Origin of the sequence: Acidocella aromatica, from assembly GCF_014201825.1 — a bacterium.
GTDB classification, from domain to species: Bacteria; Pseudomonadota; Alphaproteobacteria; order Acetobacterales; family Acetobacteraceae; genus Acidocella; species Acidocella aromatica.
The window spans coordinates 42,439-65,415 of the sequence record NZ_JACHFJ010000013.1 but is presented as its reverse complement, the minus strand read 5'-3'; the positions used below and the strand labels follow the sequence as shown (position 1 = coordinate 65,415).

Below are 22,977 nucleotides of genomic sequence, written 5' to 3'. Positions count from 1 at the left end.
TTATTTGCCAGAGGGTGGCGGCGCTGCTATCCACCCAAGGTCAGACGCGGGACTCCGCGCTTGCAGAATAGGGTAAAGGCAGCATGGCGGAAAAACTTGTTTGGGGCCGGGCTTGGCATGGGCGCAGCTATGATCTTGGGCGCATGACCCTGCCCGATTTGTGGCGGGCCTACCTTACTTATCCGGCGATCAACCTCTACGCCCTCTTCGCCGTGCTCTCCGGCGGGGCGGCGCTCAGCCTCGCGAAGCGCTGGCAGGATATCGCGTTGCCCATCCTGGCCGTGTGCCTGGTTTACCCCTTCGTCTGGTACGGGCTGCACCGCTACGTCCTGCATGGCCGCTGGCTGTACCGGATGAAATGGACCGCCGGGCTATGGAAGCGCATCCATTTCGATCATCACCAGGACCCGCATCTGCTGGAGGTGCTGTTCGGCTCGCCGCTGAACACTATCCCCACCATGCTCATCATCACCGGGCCGATCGGCTATGCCATCGGCGGCTGGGCGGGCGGCACGGCGGCCTTCGCCACGGCGCTCGTCACCACCTGCGTGTATGAGTTCTTCCATTGTATTCAGCACCTTAACTACAAGCCCAAGAGCCAGTTCATCCAGAAGCTCAAGCGCGACCACCTGTTGCACCACTTCCACAGCGAGAAGATCAACATGGGCATCGTCAGCTTCACGCCGGACTATATCTTCCACTCCTATGTCCCCACCGCGAAGGAGTGCCCGAAGAGCCCGACCGTGTTCAACCTGGGCTACGATGTGGAAGAGGCGAAGCGCTACCCCTGGGTGATGGAGATCACTGGCACGCCCCCGCGGGACAAGCCCCCCTCCGGGCTGGAGCGTGAGGCCGCGGCTGCGGAGGCCGTGTGAGCGACATCAAGATCGTCCCGGTCACTGGCCGGGCGCTGCTTAATCGCTTTATCCTTCTCCCCGAACGCCTGTATCGGGACGATCCGCACTACATCGCGCCGCTGCACCTTGAGCGCCAGGAGGCGCTGACGCCGAAGAACCCGTTCTTCGGCCATGCCGAGGTGCAGTTCTGGCTGGCTGAGCGCAATGGCCGCGACGTCGGCCGCATCAGCGCGCAGATCGACAAACAGGCCCTGGCCCTACGCCCGGACGGCACCGGCTTCTTCGGCATGATCGCCGCCGAAGACGACCCGGCCATCTTCAAGGCCCTGCTGGACACCGCCGCCGGCTGGCTGCGCGCGCGCGGCATGACACGCATGCAGGGACCGTTTAACCTGAACATCAACGAGGAAACCGGGCTGCTGGTGGCGGGGTTCGATACACCACCAATGCTGCTGATGGGCCATGACAAGCCCTATATCGGCCCGCGCCTGGAGCAATACGGGCTGGTCAAGGAGAAGGACGTTTACGCCTATCTCTACGATATGACCGTGGACCTGCCCGCCAGCGTGCGCCGCCTGCTCGACCGTCCATTGCCCAAGGACCTGACTGTCCGACAGATCGACTTCAAGCGCTATAATGAGGAAATCCGCACCGTCACCAGCATCTTCAACGATGCCTGGGCGAGTAACTGGGGCTTCGTGCCGCTGACCGAGACGGAGACGGATTATCTCGCCAAATCGCTGAAGCCGCTGCTCGACCCGCGTTTGACCAGCGTGGTGGAACGCAATGGCGAGCCGGTGGGCTTCCTCATCGCGTTGCCCAACCTCAACGAGGCGATTCGCGGGCTGAACGGCAAGTTGCTGCCCTTTGGCTGGGCCAAGCTGTTGTGGCGCCTGAAGGTGAAGGGGCTGAAGACGGCCCGCGTGCCGCTGATGGGCGTTCGCCGCACGGCCGCGCAGGACATGATCGGCAGTTTGCTGCCCTTCCTGATGGTGGATGCCGTGCGCCGCGAGGGGCTGAAAAAAGGCTTCACCCATATCGAGCTGTCTTGGATTCTTGAGGACAATTTCCCGATGCGGCGAATGAATGAGAGTCTGGGGTCGGAGGCCTACAAGACCTACCGGATCTACGAAAAGCCTCTGTAATCACGAATAAAAGTTTTTGGGTGCCGCTTTTTTTCAAAGGCGGCACCTTTTATTTTAGCCAGCCTTTTGCCTTGTACCAAGCGGCGGTCTGTCCAAACCCTTCGGCCAGACCGAGGCGGGGCTCGTGCACATAAGCAGGCAGCAGCTCGGCGGCGCTCACCGACCAATCGGGATGCAGGATCTCCTCGGCCTTTTCTGCCGTGAACACCGGAGCCTGACCGCGCAGCCGGCCCCAAGCACCCGAGGCCCGGCCAGCTAGCCGGGTGATGCGCGCCGGAAGTGGCAGGAACCGGGGCTGCCCCCGGCCCATGGCGCGCGCTGCCTCAGCCAGTAGCTCCGTCATCGGATACCCTTCCGGGTGGTCATCGGCGAGGGCATAGAGCCCAGCTTCACCAGCCCCCAGCGCGAGTCGCGCAATGGCTTCGGCGGCGTCGGAGACGTGGATTGTTGCTACACGGCTCTGACTTGCCAGCGGGACGATGGGAAAGCGCGCGGATTTGAAGATTGCCAGGGTTTCGCGGTCCCACGGGCCGTAAATAGCGGGGGGGCGGACGATCACGAGCCGCTCCGGCGCATCTTGGTATACCTGCCATGCTGTGTCCTCGGCGGCGCGCTTGCTGAAGGCGTAGGAGGAAAGCTGCGGCTCCCGCGCGGCGAGGGAAGAGATGAGGATGAATCGCGCCCCTGGGGCGTGCTGCCGTGCCATGCGGGTCACTCGCGCAGTGCCGTCGCGGTTGGCGCGAAGGAAAGTGGCGCGGTCTAGCGCCTTGATCAGCCCGGCGGCATGGATGACGGCATCTGCGCCCTTGGTCAGCCGGGTGAGGGCGGTCTCATCCTCCAAACTGCCTCGGATCGTCTCGAAACTTAAGCCTTTCCAGGCTTCATGCGCCGGGTCGCGCCGCACCAGAATACGGATATTGGCCCCCGCCTTGGCGAGGGCCGTTACCAGATGCAGGCCGAGAAACCCCGTTGCGCCGGTTACGGCGACAAGGGGGGGGTCATGCCGCGTTGGAGGTCTTGGCCGGCTGGAAGGCACCTTCGAGATACATCGCGCGGGCGCGGCTGCGGCTGAGCTTGCCCGACGAGGTCTGCGGCAGGCTGCGCGGCGGAACCAGAACCACGCGGGTCTCCAGGCCATGGCGGCCGCGGAAGAACTTGGTGATGTCGTGGATCAGCGCCTCGCGTGCCGCCGGATCGGTGGTGCGGCACTGCACCAGAACCACAACCTCTTCAGCCGTGCCATTATCGACCGAGAACACCGCGACATCGCCGCTGCGTAGCAGGGGCATATCAGCTTCCGCCGCCCATTCCAGGTCCTGCGGCCACACATTGCGGCCATTCACCAGGATCAGGTCCTTGGCGCGGCCGGTGATGACGAGCTGGCCGTCCAGGAAATAGCCGAGATCGCCGGTATCGAGCCAGCCATCGGCGTCCAGCACGCGAGCGGTTTCTTCCGGTTCGCCATAATAGCCGAGCATCAGGCTAGGGCCGCGCACATAGATGCGCCCCACCTGCCGGTCAGGCAGAAGTTCGCCGTTCTCGTCGCGGATTTCGGCTTCATGGTCCGGGAGCATGCGGCCGCACAAAACGAAGCTGCGGGTGCGGGCACTGCCTGCATGAGCGGGCACGGCGCGGTGCTCGTCTTCCAGGATTGTGCCGTCGATGACATCCTGCACCGCGCCCTGGCCGGGCGGGGTGAAGCTGAGCGCCAGGGTCGCCTCTGCCATGCCGTAGCAGGGCACGAAGGCTCCGGTGGAGAAGCCCTGCGGGCCGAAGCGCTCGGCAAAGCGCTCGAGCACGGCGGGGCGCACCATGTCGCCACCAATGCCGGCACGGCGCCAGCTGGAGAGGTTCAGTCCTTCGATGGAGGCGGTTTCCGCGCGGCGCAGGCACAATTCGTAGCCGAAAGACGGGCTGAACGAGACGGCGCCGCGATTGCGGCCGATCAGGTCCAGCCAGAGCAGCGGGCGGCGGGCGAATTCGCGCGTCGGCAGAATGTCCACCGAGAGCTGGCATGCCATCGGCATCAGGAAAAAGCCGACCAGACCCATGTCATGGTAATAGGGCAGCCATGTGGTGCAGCGGTCCTCGGCAGTTACCGCGAGGCCGTAGCGCGCCATGCAATGGGCATTCGCCATGAAGGCATGTTGCGTGACGGCCACACCCAGCGGGAAACGCGTGCTGCCCGAGGAAAACTGCAGATAAGCGAGCGAATTGGGGTTCTGCGCGGGCAGGGGCTCGGTGCTGGGGGGCACGTTATCCAGCAGGGAGAAGGTGCCGGCGAGGCGCAGATCCAGCCCTTGCGCGGTCTCGGCGAGCCACGCCTCCAGTACGGCTGGGCCAAGTAGGGCCACGGCATGGGCGCTGGCGACCATGCGGCGCAGATGGGCGATATAGCCGTCCTTGCCGCCGAAGGCCGCGGGCAGCGGCAGCGGGGCGGGCACCAGCCCGGCATATTGGCAGGCGAAGAAGGTGCGGGTGAAGTCGCCATCGCTTTCGGCGATCAGCGCGACCTTGTCGCCCGGGCGCAGCCCGGCTCCCAGCATGCGTGCGGCAAGGCTCAGCGCCTGCTCGCGCAGTGCACTGTAGGGCAGGGTTTCAACCAACTGTCCCTTACCGGAATAGAAGTTGAACCCGGCGTTACCTTGGGCGGCATAGTCCAGCGCCTCGGCAATGGTGCCGAAGTCGGCGTAACGTATGGTCTGCCCGGAAAAACGGGTTGGCGATAGCTCTGTCATACTGCTGGGATAAGGCGTTGATACGGCTTTCCGGGCTAACAGAGTCGAGTTGGAATGGCAATGCCGTTACAATGAGCCCAGCTTGGCGTCAGACGGGGGCGGTTGACGGCCCATCCCGCCCCGGCCTATCTACCCCGCCCATTTGCGACCCCCACCATTGGCAGACCAGCTCCGCATGACCATTCCCGCCTGCGTGCATTTCTGCTGGATCGGCAAGCGTCTTCCCTGGGCCTATGTGTTCGCCGTGCTTTCCGCCGCCGAGCGTGGCGGGATGGACGAAGTGGTCCTGCACCATACCGATGAGCTGGAAGACGGCCCCGAGTTGCGCGCCCTGCGCCAAGCTTCCGGTGTGCGCCTGGAGCTGACCGACCCCATGGCCCGCCTTGCCCAGGCGCAGACTAGGCTTGGGGTAGGGGAAGGCCTGACCGCGCTTTATGCAAGGCTGACCAGCCCGGTGATGCGCGCCGACGTCCTGCGCGCCGCCATCCTGTATCTTGAAGGCGGGATTTATCTCGATCTGGACACCATCACCGTCGCCTCGCTGCGCCCCTTGCTCGGGGTGCCGCAATTCGTCGGCTCAGAATTCATCGTCTGGCCGCATGCGGTGCGCAGCTCGCGCTCGCCGCTCATCTGGGCCAAGCACCTCACGCTAGATGTGCTGCGCAAGGCCATGCGCCTACTCCCCGGCGGCTGGCGGGCGTTCCGGCGTGTTGAGGAGTGGTATTTCCCCGGCGTGAACAACGCCGTGATGGGCGCAACACCGGGGGCGGCGCTGTTCGGCGCTTATCTGCGCGCCATGTTGGCGCTGCCGCGGGAACGCCAGACAGAACCCTACGCCCTGGGGCCGGACCTGCTGCAGGCGCTTATCAGCCATTACCCGGCGGAGGAGCTGACCATCCATCCGCCACCGGTGTTCTACCCGCTGGCACCGGAGATTTCGGAGCACTGGTTCAGGCCCAGCCGCGCCCCCAGGCTGGAACAGGTACTGCCGCCGGATACCAGAGTCGTGCATTGGTATGCCTCGGTGCGCAGTAAGCCTTACGTCGCGCGCATCAGCCCCGGCTATGTGCGCGAACACCGCGACAGCCAACTGTACAGCGCGCTGGTCTGTTCCGCCCTCCACGGGCTGCCAGGATTAGCGTGACTTTGCCCCGGTTGTAAGGTTATGCTGGCTGTCATGCTTGCGACATATCCGCCAACATTGTAGGTTGGCCCACTACTATAAGCGCAGTGTTTATGACCTAACCCTGTTGCGTTTCCGCCAATGGCCGGAGGTTGCAAGGCAGGCAGGCCGGGCAAAGGATTGCTCGGTCATGGCGTTGAGTGATCAAAGCCTCGGGTTGGCGGTGCCGCGCTGGCAGGAGAGAGTTGGATTGGGGACGGCGGAGATCTGGGTGCAGGCTGGCAGGGGTTTAAAGCCCGGGCGGCGCAAATGAACGGTACGGTCGAGGCCCCCGTCTGGATGGGCGGGGCGGTTGCGCTTGTGCGCGCTGTCTCTCCTTCTTCGTTGTTTTTCCAAAGAATTTTTATCGTGTACGAGGTTCATCATGGCGAATAAAAGCCGCATCCGGATTGCGATTGCCGGGATCGGGAATTGTGCGAGCTCTCTGATTCAGGGCATCCACTACTATACTCCGGAGCGCTGCCGCGAAGGCGTGGTCGGGCTGATGCACACCGAGATCGGCGGCTACAAGCCGTGCGATATTGAGGTCGTCGCCGCGTTCGACGTGGACGCCCGCAAGGTCGGCCAGGACGTTAGCCGCGCTATCTTCGCCAAGCCGAACTGCACCAAGGTGTTCGAGTCCAACATCCCGGACAGCGGCGTGACCGTGCAGATGGGCCAGGTGCTGGACGGCATCTCCGAGCATATGGCCGCCTATGACGAGGACCGCACCTTCGTGCGCTCCACCGCCACGGAGCTGACCAAGGAAGAAATCGTGGCCGAGCTGAAGCGCACCCGCGCCGAAGTGCTGCTGAACTACATGCCGGTGGGCTCCGAGAAGGCCGCTCGCTTCTACGCCGAATGCGCGCTGGAGGCCGGTGTGGCCTTCATCAACAACATGCCGGTGTTCATCGCCTCGGATAAGAGCTACGCCGAGCGCTTCAAGGCCCGCAACATTCCCATCATCGGCGACGACATCAAGTCCCAGCTGGGCGCCACCATCACCCACCGCGTGCTGACGGATATCTTCGCCAAGCGCGGCGTGAAGCTGCTGCGCACCTACCAGCTCAACACCGGCGGCAATACCGACTTCCTCAACATGAAGAACCAGGACCGCCTGGCTTCCAAGAAGAAGTCGAAGACCGAGGCGGTGCAGGCTGTCGCCAAGAAGCGCATGGAGAACGAAGACATCCATGTCGGCCCGAGCGACTACGTGCCCTGGCAGAACGACAACAAGATCTGCTTCATCCGCATGGAAGGCCAGCTCTTCGGCGATGTCCCGATGGATCTGGAACTGCGCCTCTCGGTGCAGGATTCGCCGAACTCCGCTGGCGTGGTCATCGACATGATCCGTTGCTGCAAGCTGGCGCTGGATCACGGTATTGGTGGCCTTCTGGAAGGCCCGAGCGCCTATTTCTGCAAGCATCCCCCGGTGCAGTACACCGACGATGTGGCGTATGAGATGACCGAGACGTTCATCAACCGCTACTCCGCGCCGGTGAAGGTCTCGGCCGTCGGATGAAATGCCTGATTGTCGCGGCCGGTCAGGGCACGAGGCTCCGTGAAAAAGGCGAGCTGAAGCCCCTGATCCCCATCAAGGGCGTGCCGCTGATCGAACGCGTGATCGGCAATGCCCAGGCTGCCGGAGTCGATGAGTTTTTCGTCGTCACCGGCTACCGGGCGGAAACGCTGCAGGAGAAGCTGGGTGAGATCGCCAAGCGCATTGACGTGCGCATCACCCGCATCTTCAACCGTGCCTGGGACCGCGCCAATGGCGTGTCCGTGCTCACGGCCAAGCAGTTTATCGACGAACCTTTTCTGCTGACGATGTGTGACCATCTGGTGGACCCGGAGATCTTCCGGGCGCTGATAGCAGCACCCTTCGAGCCGGGTACCGTGACGCTGGCCGTGGATTTCAACATCGACAGCCCGCTGAACGATCCCGAGGACGTGACCCGCGTGAAGTGCCAGGGCGACAAGCTCATGCACATCGGCAAGGTTATCCGCGACTTCAACTGCTTCGACACGGGCGTGTTCCTCTGCACCCCGGTGATGTTCGACGCGCTGGTGGAAAGCCAGTCCCGCGGCGATGACAGCATCTCCGGTGCGATGAATGTGCTGGCCGAATGGGGCAAGGCCCGCGTGTTCGACATTAAGAACCGCCTCTGGGTCGACGTCGACGACCCGGCCGCCTTCGCCAAGGCGGAACAGCTGCTCGAAGCCGGACAGCTGTAACCTCCGCCATGCAGCAGGACATTCCCGGTGGGGCGGCACCAGCCGAACCCGTCCGCCGTACCTCGGAAATCGAGGAGCCGACCAACCTCTACGTCATCCACCCTCTCTCCGCCTGGATTGTCCCGCATTGTGCGCGGCTGGGCATTTCGCCTAATGCCGTGTCGCTGGCCGGCATGGGCTGCGGTGTGGCGGCGGCGCTCGCCTATCACTGGTACCCGCATCCGTGGTTCTGCGTGCTCGGCTTCGCGCTGATGTTTGCTTGGCATGTGCTGGACGGCGCCGACGGCCAACTCGCCCGGCTCACCAACTCGTTTTCCGAGCTGGGCAAGATCATCGATGGCATCTGCGACTATGTCACATTCACCGCCGTCTATGTCGCCCTGGCGCTGACGCTCAGCCGCTATGTCGGCACCTGGGTCTGGGGGCTGGTGGCGGTTTCGGGGCTGTGCCACGCGGTGCAGTCGGCTGCCTATGAGCTGCAGCGCCAGCAATATAATTTCTGGGGCTGGGGGCGGAAATCCGCCGCGCTGCCGGATTTGCATCCGCCGCAGGCGGAGCGCCAGGGGCAGCCCATGCTCAAGCGCGCGGCCAATCTGCTGCATGGCCTATACGCGCGGGTTCAGATTGCGGCCACGGGCGGTGCCGCCGGATTCAACCGGGAGCTGGAGACGATTCTAGCCGCCAAGCCGGAATGCGAGGCCGTACTGCGCCGGGACTACCGCGAGACGTTTGCCCCCTCGGTGCGCCGCTGGTCTATCCTCTCGGCGAATTACCGCACCATCGCGATTTTCCTGTTCGCGGTGGCGGGCATGCCGATGTTCTATTTCCTGTTCGAGGTTTTCGGTTTCAGCGCCATCATGGCTTGGCTGCTGGCCAGCCAGCGCCGGCGCTACCGGCTGTTCCTCGACCACGCGGCTCGGCTCTAAACTTTACTTCAGCTCCACCTGCATACGGCGGATCAGATAGGCCGCGCAGCCTATCAGCGCGACCGAGGGCGCCAACGCCGTGATGGCCGGGTTCAGGCTGAGTCGCAGGCCTAGATAGAAAATCACCTGCTGGCCGACCTGAAACCCGATGCCGAGCAGCGCGCCGATGAGCAGCTGCCGTCCGGCCCCTTGCATGCGCTGCACGCCGAACACGAATGGGGCGGCGATCATGGCCATGCCGAACAGCGAGAGCGGCACGCTGACCATGGTCCAGAATGTCAGCTCGTCGCGCTGGGCCTGCTGGTCCAGGCGCTTGCGCTCGCCGATATAGCGGTACAGCGCGATGGGCGGCATCATCTCCGGCGGTAGCATCAGTAGCCGCAACTGATGCGAGGAGATGAAGGACGGCCAGGGCAGCGCGTCCAGCGTGATGGTGGTGAAATGCGTGGCGTCGACGGTTTTCTGCAGCACGCCGATCAGCATCCATGTGCCATCCGGCTCCACCTCGGCGCGCTTGGCATGGGTGTAGCTGTTCAGGCTGCCGTCGTCGTTGAAGGTGTAGATGTCGATACTCTCAGGCACATTGCCGTAGCCGAAGCGTTGCACGTTGAGATACTGGCGGTCATGCTCCACCCAGAACCCCCCGGCGCTGCGCAGGGGGGCTTCCTCGCCCGAGGCTGCGGCCTGGACGTGCTGGGCCATCAGCTGACCCGGCGGGATCACGAATTGCGCGATCAGGAACAGCGCGACGGCGATCGGCACCGCGAGCTTCATCAGCGCCCCGACGATCTGTGTCTCCGACACGCCCAGAGCGCGGAAGGCGATCAGCTCCGAATTGCGCGCGAGGCCACCGAGTGCCAGCAGCGCGCCCAGCAGCATGGCCACGGGGGTGATCTGCACCACGCGGTAGGGTGCCGTGAGCAGCACGCAGAGCAGCGCGTCCTTGGCGCTGTAATGCCCCTGGCCGACAAAGCCGAGCTGCTCGACAAAAGCGAGCAGGCTGAACAGCACGGTCAGCACCGCGACGATGAGCAGAAAGCCGCGCAGCACCGTGGCCGAGATGTAATGGTCGAGCAGGTTCATGAGGCGTTGGCTCCCGCTTTTGCGGCTGCGGCCCTGGCCTTGGCGGCGCGCCGGTTGCGCCAATGCGGGGTGGCCAGGATCAGTGTGAGCACCAGCGCTAGCAGAGCGGGCGCCCACCAAATGCCGGGCAGCGTGCCGATCATTTCGTGCTCCACCCAGGTGCGCGCCGTGGTGCAGAGCAGGTAGTACCCGGCATAGATCAGGATCGCTTGGCCGAACTTGGCATATTTACCCTGCCGCACTCTGCTGTAGCTCAGCGGCACGGCCAGCAGGGCGAGAAGCAGGGTGGAGATGGGGGTGGAGAGCCGCCATTCCAGCTCGGCGATGTCGCGCGGCGAACTGGAGCGCATGAGATCCAGGCTGTCGGCGGTGATGGGATTATAGGCCGGAGCCGCGCCGGGCGCGCTCTCGGGGTCGATGATCAGCCCCTGCGCATTGAGGATCTGGTCGTTCTGCGCGCTCTCGGGCGGGTAGATCTCATAGACATGCGCGTTGGTGAGGTAGACCTCATGCTGGCCGCTCGCGGCTCTCTGCTGCAGCGATGACGCCAGCTTGGCGAAAATCACCTCGGTATGGCCAGCGAGCTGGCGGCGTACGAACACGTCCTGCGCGGGGGCGCCGGGGCCGGCCCGGTGGGTGAGGAAGATCACTCGCTGCCCGTCCTCGCTGGTATAGAAGGTGCCGGCCTGCATGGCGTTCACATCCAGGCTGGTGGCGCCATGCCAGGTCACGCTGTGCGATGTCTGATAAGCCCAGGGCCGCACCTCCAGCGAGAGCGCGGCCACCGCCAGGGCAACGATCCCGGCGAGAGACAGCACGATCCGCGCGATCTGCGTGGGCTGAACCCCCAGCGCCCACATGGCGGTGAACTCGCTATCACCATAGAGCCGCCCGAAGGAGAGCAGCACCGCGAAATAGAGCGAGATCGGGATTAGCACGTCCAGCGCGATCAGCAGCTTCAGCCCGGTCAACTCCGCGATGGTGAGGGTGGGCAGCAGGCCGCTCACCGCGTCCGAAAGGATGGAGGCGACGGAATAGCCCGTGAACAGCACGCAGAGAATGCCGAGGATGACAGCGAATGGCCGGCTGATTTCCCGGGTCAGATAACGGTTGAGGATCAAAGCGTTAAACCATTCATTCCCGGTCTTGCCGGTGCCTTGCCAAGCCATGGGGCAGCGCGCGGCACAAGGGAACCCCGCAGGCCTGCCCGTAAAAGACAGCCATCGCGACCTGCTTGCTCTTTAAATAATTTGCCGTGGCATGTATAGGCGTTGATATGAATTTGTCGTTGCACGGCGTTTGGCGTTCGCGCGGGCGGGTTCACTCAACAGTTTGGCAGCAAGGACATGGGTGATTTGGTCGGGGATATCCGTGAGATCATTTTCGAGACGTTGCGCTCATCTTTGCCCAAACCGGTCGAGATTACCGAAAAAACGCATATCGTCGAGGATCTAGGGCTCGATTCCGTCGCGGTGATGGATTTCGTGATGGAGATCGAGGACCGGCTGGATATCTCCGTGCCGCTCGACAAGATTGCTGAGATTGAAACGGTCGGCGACTTGATCGCTGCCATGCAAAATTTGAAGGCTGGCTCTTAAGCGTATGTCGCTGTTTACCAAGTTCGCGTCCCTGGCGGCGCAGTACCGTCAGCTTGAGGAAGCTGGCGCTAATCCCTTCAACGTGTCGTTCGACTCTGTGCTTTCGCCCACCGAGGCGGTGCTCAAGGGCCAGAAGGTCCTTTTGCTTGGCACGAACAACTATCTGGGCCTGACCTACGATCCGGCCGTCATCGCCAAGGCGGTGAAGGCCACGGAGCTGTACGGCACTGGCACCACTGGCTCGCGTATCGCCAATGGCAGCTATGCCGGGCACAAGGAGCTGGAGCAGGCGCTGGCGGCGTACTTCAACCGCAAGCATGGCATGGTGTTCTCCACCGGGTATCAGGCCAATCTCGGCATGCTCTCCGCCCTGGCGGGCAAGGACGACCACCTGATCCTGGACGCTGATTCGCATGCCAGCATCTATGATGGCGCACGGCTCGGCTACGCGCAGGTCACGCGCTTTCGCCACAATAGCCCCGAGGATCTGGACAACCGCCTGCGCCGCCTGAAGGACGTGCCGGGCGACAAGGTCATCGTCGTCGAGGGCATCTACTCCATGCTGGGCGACACCGCGCCGCTGAAGGAATTCGCGGCGGTGAAGCGCAGCTACCCGGACACCTATCTGGTGGTGGATGAGGCGCATTCGATGGGCGTTCTGGGCGAGAACGGGCGCGGTCTGGCTGAGGCCGCGGGCGTCGAGGCGGACGTGGATTTCGTCGTCGGCACCTTCTCCAAGAGCCTGGGCGGCGTCGGCGGCTTCTGCGTCAGCGATGCCGAGGGCTTCGACATCCTTCGCGTCGTCACCCGGCCTTATATGTTCACGGCCTCACTGCCGCCGGGCGTCATCGCCGCCACGCTGGAAGCCCTGCACCAGTTGCAGACCCGCCCAGTGTTGCGCCGCCAGCTCACCGAGAACGCCAACCGTTTGTATAACGGCCTGGCCGCTTTGGGCTTCACCGTTGGGCCGGAGCCGAGCCCGGTGGTCTCCACCGTTATGCCCTCGCCGGAAGCCGCGTTCGCCTTCTGGGCGCGGCTTCTGCATGGCGGGCTCTACACCAATGTCAGCCTGCCGCCAGCCACGCCGAAGGGGCTGGCCCTGCTGCGCTCCAGCGTCAGCGCCGCGCACACCCCGGCGCAGATCGACCATGCCATCGAGATGTTCGCCGAGGCCGGGCGCGAGATGGGGCTGATCCCGGCTGCCGGCGCCAAGAGCCAGGACGAACCCGTCCTCGCCATAGCGAAGTAACGGCATGGGCGGAACCCCGCCCGCGCCCGAGGGGCAGATGCGCCAGGTCGCCATCTTCCGGCACAATCTGTTCAAGGTGTCGGAACCTTTCATCACCGAGCAGGCGGAGCATCTGCGCCGTTACCACCCGCTTTACGTGGGGCGGTTGCGCTACGGCGCCCCACCGCCGGGGGCGGAATCGCTGGCGCTGTCCGATCTGGTGAAAGGTTGGCCGATCCCTTTCATCGCCCGGCAAATGCTCACGCTGGACCCGGCCCCCTACCTGCGCCTGCTGAAAGGTCGGAGTCCGGCGCTGATCCATGCGCATTTCGGGGTGGAGGGGGTCTATGCCCTGCCGGTCGCGAAGCGGCTGGGCGTGCCGCTTGTCACCACCTTCCATGGCTTCGACGCCACGCTCTCCACCGCAGCCCTGCTCGCCTCGCCGGCCTATGCGCATTACGCGCTGGGGCGGCAACGTCTGGCGCGGTATGGCCAGATGTTCCTCTGCGCGTCGGATTTCATCCGCGAGCGGCTGCTCGGCATGGGTTTTCCCGCAGAGCGGACGCGCGTGCATTATATCGGGGTGGATTGCGGCGCGATCATCCCGCGCGCGCCCGAGGAAGAAGCGCTGGAAATCCTGCATGTCGCCCGGCTGGTGGAGGTGAAGGGCACGGAATACCTGATCCGCGCTTTCGCTCTGGCAGCCCCCCAACATCCTAACGCTCGGTTGGTCATCATCGGCGATGGGCCGTTGCGCGCCAAGCTGGAGAAGCTGGCCCAAGTTTGCGGCTTGGCGGGGCGCGTGGCGTTCCTGGGCGCGATGCCGCACGCGCAGGTGCTCGCCCGCATGCGCCGGGCCGCCATGCTGGTGCTGTCCAGCGTGCGCACCTCGTCCGGGCGGGTCGAAGGGCTGGGCATGGTCACGCTGGAAGCGGCGGCGACCGGCGTGCCGGTGATCGGTTCGGCGTTGGGTGGCATCCCCGAGGTGGTGGCGGATGGGCAGACCGGGTTTCTGGTGCCCGAGCGTGCCCCGGAAGCTTTGGGGTCAAAAATCGGCGCTCTGCTGGGCGATGAAACGCTGCGCCGGAACATGGGGGCTGCGGCCCGCGAACGTGCGGCGCAGAAATTCGACATCACGCGGCAGACGGCGGTGCTGGAAGACCTCTACGACTCGCTGCTGGAACAGGAATGACGACGGGCAAGAGTGCCGTGGTGGTGGCGCACCCGGATGACGAGATCCTCTGGCTGAGTTCCGCCTTGCCCGCCGCCGACAAGATCGTGTTTTGCTTCGGCGACCTGTACGGCAATCCCAAGCGCTCCGCCGCCCGCCGCCGCGCCGTGGCGGCGCTGGCTTTGCCCAACCTCACCGACCTGCAAATACCCGAGAGCGGGGTGCGCAAGCTGGTGGATTGGGAGCGCGCTGAGCCCACGCCCTATGGCGTCGAGATCGCCGAACCTGAGGGCAGGGCGCGCTACGAGGCGAATTTTGCCAAGCTGGTGTCGGCGTTGCGTCCCGTGCTGGCGGGGTATGGCAATGTATTCACCCATAATCCTTGGGGCGAATACGGGCATCCTGAACATGTGCAGGTGTACCGAGCGGTCTGCGCGTTGCAAGCGGAACTGGGCTTTACGGTCTGGTTCTCCAACTATGTGGCACCACTGAGCTTGCCTTTGGCCCGGCAACTGGCTGCCCAGCCCTGCTGGACGAGCCGCGAACTCCGTCGGCCCAACGTGCTCCTGGCCCGGCGCTGGGCCTGGACCTACCTGCGCCATGGCGCCTGGACCTGGATACTCTCTTACCGCTGGCCCCGGCGTGAGACGCTCTACGCCCAGCCCCCTGCGGGAGCGCTACACCCGTTGCATGGCGAGACGCTGCTCGACATTTCCCGCTTGCGCCTATGGCGCTGGGGCAAAGCTGCGCGGGTGCTGGACTAGCGCTTAGACCCGACCGTTACCGTTGCATGCTGCGTCATGCGCGCATGCAGGGAGAGTCCGCCATAGGTGAGCAGTGTGGCGGCCAGTGCGATTCCGGCCTGCACCTGTTGCCCGAACCCGGCGGTGAGATGGCGAATTGTTTCCGTGCCGATGACCATGATGGCGATGCCGAGGCCTGGGGCGAGAAAGGGCCGGACCAGTGCGCCGGGGCGGATACGCCAATGCCGGTACAGATAGACCATCCCCCAGCCGAGCAGCAGTGGATACACCGCCAGCCACACGGTGGAGACGGCGACGATGCCGGTCTGCGCCGGGAAGCACCATCCGGCCGCGAGTATACCCGTACCCAGCAGCCCCAGCGTGGCGGCGGAGAGCCGTGCCGCTTGTCCCGGCTGGCCGCTGGCCAGCAGCACCGGGGTGAGCAGTTGCGAGGTAATGCGTAGGATCGCCGCCAGGGCCAGGATTTGCATTGGCAGCGCGGCGGCGGCGTAGCTATGGCCCTGGCTGTCGTGCAGCAAAGAGGCAAGTGGTGTTGCCAGTAGCATGATCCCGGCCATCAGCGGCGCGTTGAGTACGGTGAGCCGTTGCAAGGACCATAACAGCGCGCCAGTGAGGTGCTCGGGCACGGCGGCGGCGCGGGCAAAGACGGGCAGGGCGGTGCGGTTGATGATGGTGCCGATGGCCATGGCCGGTTCCATCGCCACGTCGAACGCCACGCGGTACACCGCCAGCGGCGCTGCGCCGTAAAACCAGCCGACGAGCAGGAAGTCGATATTCTTGAAGATCTGTTCGAAAATATTGGCCGAGGATGAGCGCCAGCCGAATTGCAGCAGCGGTGCGATTTCGGCGAAGTTGAAGCGCGGTTTTGGTCTGAACGGGCTCGCCAGCAGCGCGCCCGCCAGGATGAACACGCCGCTCGCGGCATAGCCCCCCGCCAGGGCCCAGGCCCCGCCGCCCGCGAAGGCGATGCCCGCCCGCGCCAGCGCCGCGCCAAACGTGGCCCCGACATTGATGGCGGCGATCCGCTCATAGCGCAAAGCCCGGTTCAGCCGGGCCAGCGGGATGACCGCCATGCCCACCAGCGGCTGCTTGGCCGCCACCAGCACGAAATACGCCGCCATGCCCGGCACGCCGTAAATCATCTGCACCAGCGGGGCGGCGGCCAGGGTGAGGAGCGCGATCAGCACCGCGGCGGCCAGGATGAACCAGAACAGCGAATCAAGCTGGCGGCGGTTCACGCCCTTGGCCTGCACCAGTGCGTCGCCCGTGCCCAAACCGTCGAACGCCTCCACCACCATGCCGATGGACACCACCAGCGAGCCGATGCCCATCTGCGCCTTGCTCAGGCACAGCAGTACCACCAGGATGGTGGAGAAATCCGTGACCTTGGCGATGATCGTGGCGCCGCCCAGCCAGTTGAACCCACGGCCCAGATGCCGCCGGTGCTGCGCCATCGCATCCTGCGGTGGCTTTTCCGCGTCGGCCATGAATTAGCTGGATGAGGTGTTGCCGGGCGGCAGGATGAAGGAGCGGGTACGGACGAAATGCACGAACCAGCGGCGCGACTGCGCCAGCCAGTTGCGCGTTTGCGCCTTGCCCCAATGGCCCGGCCCGTGCGGGGGGGATTGCCGCCAATGGGTGATGATATCGGCGATCTTTTTGGCTCGCGCCGCCCAGGTGTAGTTGCGGCTATGTTCCCGCGCGCCGTTGGAGAGGCGTTCGGCCAAAGCCTCGTCGCTGGTCAGGCGCTTCAGGCCCTCCACCAGTGCGGGCAGGGAGTCGGGTGGCACCAGCAGGGCGGTCTCGTCGTTGCGCAGAACCTCGGCCACGTCCGGCGTGTCGCCCGCCAGGATGGGGCGGCCTGAGCCGAGATAGAAGAACAGCTTCAGCGGCAGCACGGTGGAGCCGAACTTGGCCAGAGGCTGCAAGGAGGGCGGGATGAGCAGCACATCGGCGGCGAAGATATAGCGCCCGAGCGTGTCTTCGGTCTGCCAGGGCACGATGCGCACATTCGGCAGCGTGGCGGCCATGCGCTCGATCGGCCCCTCGCCATAGGAGCCGACCAGGATGAAGGTCAGCTCGGGCAGCTGGCGGGCGGCGTCGAGCACCAGGTCCAGCCCCTTCTTGTGGTTGATCCGCCCGGTATAGACGACCGTCTTCGCCTCGGGCGGCACGCCGATTTGGCGCTTGGCCTCGTCGAGCGGAATCGCCGCCGCGAAGCGCGAGGGCTCGAAGCCGTTATGCACGCAGCGCAGCTTGGAGGCCGGCACGCCCAGCTCGATGTATTTCTGGCGCGTGTATTCCGAGTGGCAGATGCTGCCGATGAAGCGCTCATGCGTGAACAGCTTGTAGAGCCAGTATTGCAGCGGGGGGATCTGGTCCGGCCAGGGGCGGTAATGGTCGAACACCACGCGCTGGCCGCAGAGGATGGAGACCCAGGAGACCCAGAGATTGCGGGTATAGATGAAGTCCGCCCGCCGGAAGGCTTTGCGCAGCGGAATGGTGATGCCGCAGCAGAAATGCCGCAGCGCGGCGGGCGTGAGCGGAGCCCAGGCGCGCACCAGCGGAATGCCGGTCATCTGGCTCACGGCCTCGGGCGTCGAGGTTTCGGCCACGGGGGCATGCAGCCAAGCACCGTCCGTGTGCGGGGCGAGGTATTTGGCGGTCGTGGCGAACACTTCGGCATCGGCCTCGGCGTTCGGCAGAGGATTCTCGAAAGCGAACAAAACTCTCATGCTAGACCATCAAATGGGCGGGTGCCGCCAATAAACACAAAGCCGCGCGGGGGGGGGCGGCGGGGATGGCGCAACCTATGCCCTCGCGCCCACGGGATCAATAGAAGCCGGTTGACGCAGGTCAAAGCGGCGGGAATGGCGGGCGATTACGAGATTGCTGGATGATAACGTCTTGCAAGCCGCGCCCCGCATGAACCGCCGCCGCGCCTTGGCGGTTGCCGCCGCGTGCCTTCTGGCCGCCGGGCTGTACGCGGCGTGGCGCTGGAATGAGGAGCAGACCGGGCCGTTCGGCGCGGCGGGGAAGGGGTATGTCATCGTCTCGGGCAATATCGAGGCGCATGAGAGCGTACTGAGCTTCACCAGCGTGCAGGCGCCGATCGTGGAGCTGCCCTTCGACGAAGGGGCCAACGTGAAGCAGGGCACGGTTCTGGCCCGGGTGGATGACCGGCTTTATCAAAGGCAGGTGGAGATCGACCGCGCCAATGTGCAGGTGGCCCAGGCGCAGGTGGTGGTGAATGAGGCCAGCCTTGCCGCCGCGCAGCACAATGTGGTGAGCGACGAAGCCGATTACGCCGAGAAGCAGCTCGATTACCAACGCGCCCAGGCGCTGGTGACGGCCAGGGCCGTCTCAGTGCAGACGCGCGACCTCGCCGCCACGGCGGCCAAGCAATCCGCAGCCACGCTGGCGCACGACCAATCGGTGGTGCTGCAGGCCCAGGCGAATATCGGGCTGGCGCAGGCCAATCTTGCCGCTGTCCAGGCCAAGCTGCATCTCGACGAAGTGACGCTGGGTTATGCCACGCTCGCCGCGCCGTTCTCGGGCACAATCTCGGTACGCGAGGCGGAGTTGGGAGAGCTGGCCGGGCCAGGGGTTTCCATCTTCACGCTCGACGATCTCGACCACCCCTGGCTGCGCGCCTATGTGAACGAGCAGAATATAGGCAAGGTGCGTCTGGGAGAGGCGGTGGACGTGGCCACCGACACCTATCCGGGCAAGATCTATCACGGCCATATCAGCTTCATCTCGCCCCGGGCGGAATTCACACCCAAGACCGTGCAGACCTACGCCGAGCGGGTGACGCTGGTGTACCGGGTGCGTATCGACGTCGCCAACCCGACGCATGAGCTGCTGCCTGGCATGCCGGCGGATGCGCGCATCGCTTTGCTGCCGCCGGGGCCATGAGCGGGGCAGGCGGGCAGGTGGCGGTCGCCGCCCGCGAGGTGAGGCGGCATTTCGGCGCGCTGGCGGCGGTGGATGGGATCAGCCTCAGCGTGAAGCAGGGCGAGATTTTCGGGCTGGTCGGGCCGGATGGCGCGGGCAAGACCACGCTGATGCGCATGCTGGCTGGGGTGTTGCGGCCGGATGAAGGGGAGATCGTGCTGGACGGCGTGGACGTGCTGGCCGACCCGGAGGCGGCGAAGGCGCGGCTGAGCTACATGCCGCAGCGTTTTGGCCTGTACGAAGATTTGAGCGTGGATGAGAACATCTTCTTCTATGCCGAACTGTTCGGCGTGGAGCGCAAGGCCCGCAAAACCCGCGCGGCGGAGTTGCTGGACGCCGCCGGGATGACGCCCTTCCGCCGCCGTCTGGCGGGCCAGCTCTCGGGCGGGATGAAGCAGAAGCTGGGGTTGGTTTGCGCGCTGATCCATACCCCCACCGTGTTGCTGCTGGACGAGCCGACCACCGGGGTGGACCCGGTCTCGCGCCGGGAGTTCTGGGGGATTCTCTACAGCCTGCGGGAATCCGGCGTCACCATTCTGCTCTCCACCGCCTATATGGACGAGGCCGAGCGCTGCTCGCGCCTTGCTTTGATGCATGAGGGACGGGTGCATGACTGCGACACCCCAGCCCGGCTGAAGCAGGCCATGCCCGGCGTGCTCTTCGCCGTCACCGCGCCGGACCCGCGTGCCGTACGCGCCGCGTTACAGGACGCCCCCGGCGTGCTGGGCGCGCTGCTGATGGGCGACCGGGTGAATTTGCGCGCCGACAGCGCCGCCCGCGCCCCGGAGCTTGCCGCAAGGCTGCATGAGCGGGGCGTGGCCTATGGCGACATCGCCCAGGTGGAGCCGGGGATCGAGGATGTGTTCGTCGCCCTGACCGGCGCGGGGGCGGCGTGAACGGCGCCCCGCCCGCCGTGCAGGCGCGCGGACTGACCAAGCGCTTCGGCGCGTTTGTCGCTGTGGACGCGCTGGATCTGGACATCGCCAAGGGCGAGGTCGTGGGGTTCATCGGGCCGAACGGGGCGGGGAAGTCCACCACCATCCGCATGTTGTGCGGCCTGCTGCGGCCAAGTGCGGGCACGGCCACCGTCGCGGGGTATGATATTGTCCGCGAGCCTGAGACCGTGCGCGCGCATATCGGCTATATGTCGCAGAAATTCTCGCTTTATGGCGACCTGACGGTGGCGGAGAATCTGCGCTTCTTCGGCGGGCTCTACCGGGTGCCGAGGGCCGAGTTGAAGGAGCGGATGGCATTCGCCGTCACCATGGCGGGGCTGACCGGGCGCGAGGACGCGCTGGTGCGCACGCTGGCGGGGGGGTGGAAGCAGCGTTTGGCGCTGGGCTGCGCCATTCTGCACCGCCCGCCGGTGCTGTTTCTCGATGAGCCAACCTCCGGCGTGGAGCCCGAGGCGCGGCGGCGGTTCTGGGATTTGATCCACAGTCTGGCGGCGGATGGCGTGACCATTCTCGTCTCCACCCATTACATGGACGAGGCGGAGTATTGTAACCGCATCGCACTGATCGCCGCCGGACATCTCATCGCCATCGGCAGCCCCGGCGAGTTGAAGCGGCGGGATCTCGGCGGCGCGCTGGTGGAGCTGGAAAGCCCCCAGCCCGGCGCGGCGCTGGCGGCGCTGCATGGCGCGCCGGGCGTGGTGGAGGCGGCGATCTTTGGCGACAGGCTGCATGTGCTGCTGGCGCCGGGCACGGACGCCGCGGCGCTGGCGCGGTTCCTCGTGGCGCACGGGCTCACCGCTACACCGCCCAAGCCGATCATCCCAAGCCTTGAAGATGTATTCGTCCGCCTCGTTTCGCGCAAACCAGCGCCGGAGGCGGCATGAACCTGCGCCGCCTGCTCGCCATCGCGTATAAGGAAACGTTGCAGATCTGGCGCGATCCGCGCAGCCTCGCCATCGCGTTGCTGATGCCGCTGATGCAGATGGGGCTGCTGGGTTACGGCGTCAGCCTGGACATCAAGCGCGTGCCGCTGTGCGTGTACGACCAGGAGAACAGCCAGCTCAGCCGCGGCGTGGTGAACCGCTTCACCTCCTCCGACTGGTTCCGCCAAGTCGCGGTGCTGCAAACCGACCGCGATTTGCGCGCAGCCATGGACCATGGCGATTGCATCGCAGCACTGGTGATACCGGTGAATTTCTCCCGCACCCTGTATATGACCGGCCAGGACAGCCTTCAGGTGGTGCTCGATGCCACCGACACCAACACCGCCAACATCGCCACCGGCTACGCGCAAGGCATCGTCGCGCAACTCGATGCCGATCTCAATGCGAACTGGCAGGGGGCGCATGGCGAGACGGTGCGCGGCGTGGGCACGGTGGATCTCGCCTCGCGCGTCTGGTTCAACGAGGGGCTGGACAGCCGTAATTTCATCGTGCCCGGCGTGGTCGCCATCATTCTGGCGCTGGTCGGCTCGCAGCTTACCTCGCTCACCGTCTCGCGCGAGTGGGAGCGCGGCACGATGGAGCAGCTCATCTCCACGCCGGTGACGGGGCTGGAGCTGATGTTCGGCAAGCTGACGCCGTATTTTGTCATCGGGCTGCTGGACGCGGTGTTCTGCCTTGGCACCGCCGCCTTCTGGTTCCATGTGCCGTTCAGGGGCAGTTTGTTCACGCTCGTCCTCACCACGGCCTTGTTCGCGCTGGTGGTGCTGGGCATTGGCTATCTGCTCTCGGTGCGTATCCATAGCCAGCTTGGAGCCAGCCAGATCGCGCTGATGCTCACCATGCTGCCCACCACCATGCTCTCGGGCTACACCTTTCCGCTCGACCAGATGCCGCAGGCGGTGCAGGCCATCTCCTGGCTGGTTCCGGCGCGCTATTACGTCACCATTCTGCGTTCGGTGTTTCTCAAGGGCAGTTCGCTGTGGGATATGGCGGTGCCGGTCATCGCCTTGCTGATTTATGCGGCGGTCATCATCCGCGCGGCGGCGCGGGCGTTCCGTAAAAGCCTGGATTAGCCATGTTCGAACGCATTCGCGTCATGCTGATGAAGGAGTTTCTGGAACTCAAGCGCGACCCCTGGGCGATCTTCCGCCTCGTCGCGCCGCTAGTCATCCAGCTTTTCATCTACGGCTATGCAGCCACCTTTACCGTGAACCATGTGTCCACCGTGGTGCTGGACCTCGACCGCAGTCAGGCCAGCCGCGATCTCATCTCGCATTTCCCGGCGACAGGACGTTTCGAGATCGTGGATAACGTGACGAGCCAGCAATCGCTCAACCGCGATATCGATACAGGCACGGCGGTGGCGGGGATCATCATTCATGCTGAATTCGCGAAGAAACTCCTCAACGGCCAGAGCGCGCCGCTGGAGGTGGTGGTGGATGGCACTAACTCCAACACCGCGCTTATCGCGCTCGGCTATGTCAGCCAGATCGTCACCATCTTCCAGGCTGATTACGCCAACGCCCTGGGGGTCAGCAGCGGTGCCGCGCCGGGGGCGGTGAGCGTCTCGTTGCAAGAACGCCCATGGTTCAACGCGGGGCTGGAGGATCGTTGGTTCTTCATCCCCGGCGTGATCGGAACGCTGGCGCTGATGCAGGTGGTGAGCCTGACCGCCTTCGCCGTGGTGCGCGAGCGCGAGATGGGCACGCTGGAGCAGATCATGGTCAGCCCGATCAGTCGCGTGGAGTTCATCCTGGGCAAGACGGTGCCGTTCTTTATCATCGGCCTGGCGGATGTCGCGCTCGTTACCGTGCTGGGGGCCGCGTGGTTCCATGTGCCGTTCGTGGGCAGCCCGTTCGTGCTGCTGTTCGGTTCATCGCTGTTCCTGCTGGCGGCCATTGGGCTGGGGCTGTTGCTCTCCACTGCCTCGCGCACGCAGCAGCAGGCCTTCGCGCTCAATTTCTTCCTGGTGAATCCGCTCTTCATCCTCTCCGGCTTCGCCTTTCCCATCTCGGCCATGCCGGCGGCGCTGCAATGGTTCACCTTCATCAACCCGCTGCGTTATTTCATCGTCATCTTGCGCGCCGTGTTCCTCAAGGGCGTGGGGTTTGCCGTGCTGTGGCCGGATTTCCTGGGGCTGGCGCTGCTGGCTGGCGTCATGCTCGGCGTCAGCGTGCTGAGGTTCCAGAAATCGCTTGATTGAGCGCCTTCCC

The 22,977-nt window shown here is 64.9% G+C and carries 21 protein-coding genes; 15 read left to right on the top strand and 6 right to left on the bottom strand.

All coding sequences use genetic code 11. The features are described from left to right. Positions 1 to 83 precede the first annotated feature (83 nt). A complete protein-coding gene (locus HNP71_RS12385) occupies positions 84 to 875 on the top strand; it encodes a sterol desaturase family protein (RefSeq protein ID WP_183267243.1) in 792 nt (263 codons plus the stop codon). Further along, entirely contained in the window at positions 872 to 2,002 is a 1,131-nt protein-coding gene (locus HNP71_RS12380; protein ID WP_183267242.1) for a dATP pyrophosphohydrolase, read from the top strand. The genes HNP71_RS12385 and HNP71_RS12380 overlap by 4 nt, the downstream gene beginning before the upstream one ends. A 49-nt stretch (positions 2,003 to 2,051) precedes the next feature. Here the strand turns inward: HNP71_RS12380 and HNP71_RS12375 are convergent, their stop codons facing one another. After that, positions 2,052 to 3,038: an NAD-dependent epimerase/dehydratase family protein gene (locus HNP71_RS12375; RefSeq protein WP_183267241.1), complete on the bottom strand. Its 987-nt coding sequence runs from the start codon at positions 3,036 to 3,038 to the stop codon at positions 2,052 to 2,054. Then, positions 3,001 to 4,740 (bottom strand): fatty acyl-AMP ligase, encoded by a 1,740-nt coding sequence (locus HNP71_RS12370; protein ID WP_183267239.1) that lies wholly within the window; start codon positions 4,738 to 4,740, stop codon positions 3,001 to 3,003. Before HNP71_RS12370 ends, HNP71_RS12375 begins: the two co-directional genes overlap by 38 nt. A 175-nt stretch (positions 4,741 to 4,915) precedes the next feature. Here HNP71_RS12370 and HNP71_RS12365 point away from each other — a divergent pair, with 175 nt between their 5' ends. The 4 genes from HNP71_RS12365 to HNP71_RS12350 all read left to right on the top strand — a co-directional run bounded on the left by HNP71_RS12365 (position 4,916) and on the right by HNP71_RS12350 (position 9,063). Next, positions 4,916 to 5,884 (top strand): glycosyltransferase, encoded by a 969-nt coding sequence (locus tag HNP71_RS12365; RefSeq protein WP_183267238.1) that lies wholly within the window; start codon positions 4,916 to 4,918, stop codon positions 5,882 to 5,884. A 403-nt stretch (positions 5,885 to 6,287) separates the two neighbouring features. After that, entirely contained in the window at positions 6,288 to 7,424 is a 1,137-nt protein-coding gene (locus HNP71_RS12360; protein WP_183267237.1) for an inositol-3-phosphate synthase, read from the top strand. After that, entirely contained in the window at positions 7,421 to 8,137 is a 717-nt protein-coding gene (locus tag HNP71_RS12355; RefSeq protein ID WP_183267236.1) for a phosphocholine cytidylyltransferase family protein, read from the top strand. Before HNP71_RS12360 ends, HNP71_RS12355 begins: the two co-directional genes overlap by 4 nt. A gap of 8 nt (positions 8,138 to 8,145) precedes the next feature. After that, on the top strand, positions 8,146 to 9,063 hold the full coding sequence (locus HNP71_RS12350) for a CDP-alcohol phosphatidyltransferase family protein (protein ID WP_183267235.1): 918 nt from the start codon (positions 8,146 to 8,148) through the stop codon (positions 9,061 to 9,063). 3 nt (positions 9,064 to 9,066) lie between these two features. Here HNP71_RS12350 and lptG read toward each other — a convergent pair whose 3' ends face one another. Together lptG and lptF are read right to left on the bottom strand one after the other, a co-directional pair. After that, complete coding sequence (gene lptG, locus HNP71_RS12345) at positions 9,067 to 10,146, bottom strand: LPS export ABC transporter permease LptG (protein ID WP_183267234.1); 1,080 nt, start codon at positions 10,144 to 10,146, stop codon at positions 9,067 to 9,069. Then, positions 10,143 to 11,315 carry an LPS export ABC transporter permease LptF gene (gene lptF, locus HNP71_RS12340; RefSeq protein WP_246344210.1) on the bottom strand — a complete coding sequence of 391 codons (1,173 nt, stop codon included), beginning with the start codon at positions 11,313 to 11,315 and terminating at the stop codon, positions 10,143 to 10,145. The genes lptG and lptF overlap by 4 nt, the downstream gene beginning before the upstream one ends. A gap of 177 nt (positions 11,316 to 11,492) precedes the next feature. On the opposite strand from lptF, the gene HNP71_RS12335 reads away from it, so the two are divergent. The 4 genes from HNP71_RS12335 to HNP71_RS12320 are packed head-to-tail and all read left to right on the top strand — an operon-like array spanning position 11,493 to position 14,907. After that, positions 11,493 to 11,744, top strand: coding sequence for an acyl carrier protein (locus HNP71_RS12335; protein WP_183267233.1), 252 nt, complete (start codon positions 11,493 to 11,495; stop codon positions 11,742 to 11,744). Positions 11,745 to 11,748: 4 nt separating this feature from the next. Next, complete coding sequence (spt, locus tag HNP71_RS12330; RefSeq protein WP_183267232.1) at positions 11,749 to 12,993, top strand: serine palmitoyltransferase; 1,245 nt, start codon at positions 11,749 to 11,751, stop codon at positions 12,991 to 12,993. A 4-nt stretch (positions 12,994 to 12,997) separates the two neighbouring features. Continuing rightward, complete coding sequence (locus tag HNP71_RS12325; RefSeq protein ID WP_246344209.1) at positions 12,998 to 14,164, top strand: glycosyltransferase; 1,167 nt, start codon at positions 12,998 to 13,000, stop codon at positions 14,162 to 14,164. Continuing rightward, positions 14,161 to 14,907, top strand: coding sequence for a PIG-L family deacetylase (locus tag HNP71_RS12320; RefSeq protein ID WP_183267231.1), 747 nt, complete (start codon positions 14,161 to 14,163; stop codon positions 14,905 to 14,907). Before HNP71_RS12325 ends, HNP71_RS12320 begins: the two co-directional genes overlap by 4 nt. Here HNP71_RS12320 and HNP71_RS12315 read toward each other — a convergent pair. After that, on the bottom strand, positions 14,904 to 16,394 hold the full coding sequence (locus HNP71_RS12315) for an oligosaccharide flippase family protein (protein ID WP_246344208.1): 1,491 nt from the start codon (positions 16,392 to 16,394) through the stop codon (positions 14,904 to 14,906). The genes HNP71_RS12320 and HNP71_RS12315 overlap by 4 nt on opposite strands. A gap of 3 nt (positions 16,395 to 16,397) precedes the next feature. Further along, positions 16,398 to 17,642 carry a glycosyltransferase family 4 protein gene (locus HNP71_RS12310; RefSeq protein ID WP_183267230.1) on the bottom strand — a complete coding sequence of 415 codons (1,245 nt, stop codon included), beginning with the start codon at positions 17,640 to 17,642 and terminating at the stop codon, positions 16,398 to 16,400. Between the two features lie 190 nt (positions 17,643 to 17,832). On the opposite strand from HNP71_RS12310, the gene HNP71_RS12305 reads away from it, so the two are divergent. The 5 genes from HNP71_RS12305 to HNP71_RS12285 are packed head-to-tail and all read left to right on the top strand — an operon-like array spanning position 17,833 to position 22,967. After that, on the top strand, positions 17,833 to 18,825 hold the full coding sequence (locus HNP71_RS12305) for an HlyD family secretion protein (RefSeq protein ID WP_183267229.1): 993 nt from the start codon (positions 17,833 to 17,835) through the stop codon (positions 18,823 to 18,825). After that, on the top strand, positions 18,822 to 19,760 hold the full coding sequence (locus HNP71_RS12300) for an ABC transporter ATP-binding protein (protein WP_183267228.1): 939 nt from the start codon (positions 18,822 to 18,824) through the stop codon (positions 19,758 to 19,760). Before HNP71_RS12305 ends, HNP71_RS12300 begins: the two co-directional genes overlap by 4 nt. Continuing rightward, a complete protein-coding gene (locus HNP71_RS12295; RefSeq protein WP_183267227.1) occupies positions 19,757 to 20,704 on the top strand; it encodes an ATP-binding cassette domain-containing protein in 948 nt (315 codons plus the stop codon). Before HNP71_RS12300 ends, HNP71_RS12295 begins: the two co-directional genes overlap by 4 nt. Beyond that, on the top strand, positions 20,701 to 21,837 hold the full coding sequence (locus tag HNP71_RS12290) for an ABC transporter permease (RefSeq protein ID WP_183267226.1): 1,137 nt from the start codon (positions 20,701 to 20,703) through the stop codon (positions 21,835 to 21,837). Before HNP71_RS12295 ends, HNP71_RS12290 begins: the two co-directional genes overlap by 4 nt. 2 nt (positions 21,838 to 21,839) lie before the next feature. Continuing rightward, positions 21,840 to 22,967 (top strand): ABC transporter permease, encoded by a 1,128-nt coding sequence (locus HNP71_RS12285; protein WP_183267225.1) that lies wholly within the window; start codon positions 21,840 to 21,842, stop codon positions 22,965 to 22,967. Positions 22,968 to 22,977: the final 10 nt, after the last annotated feature.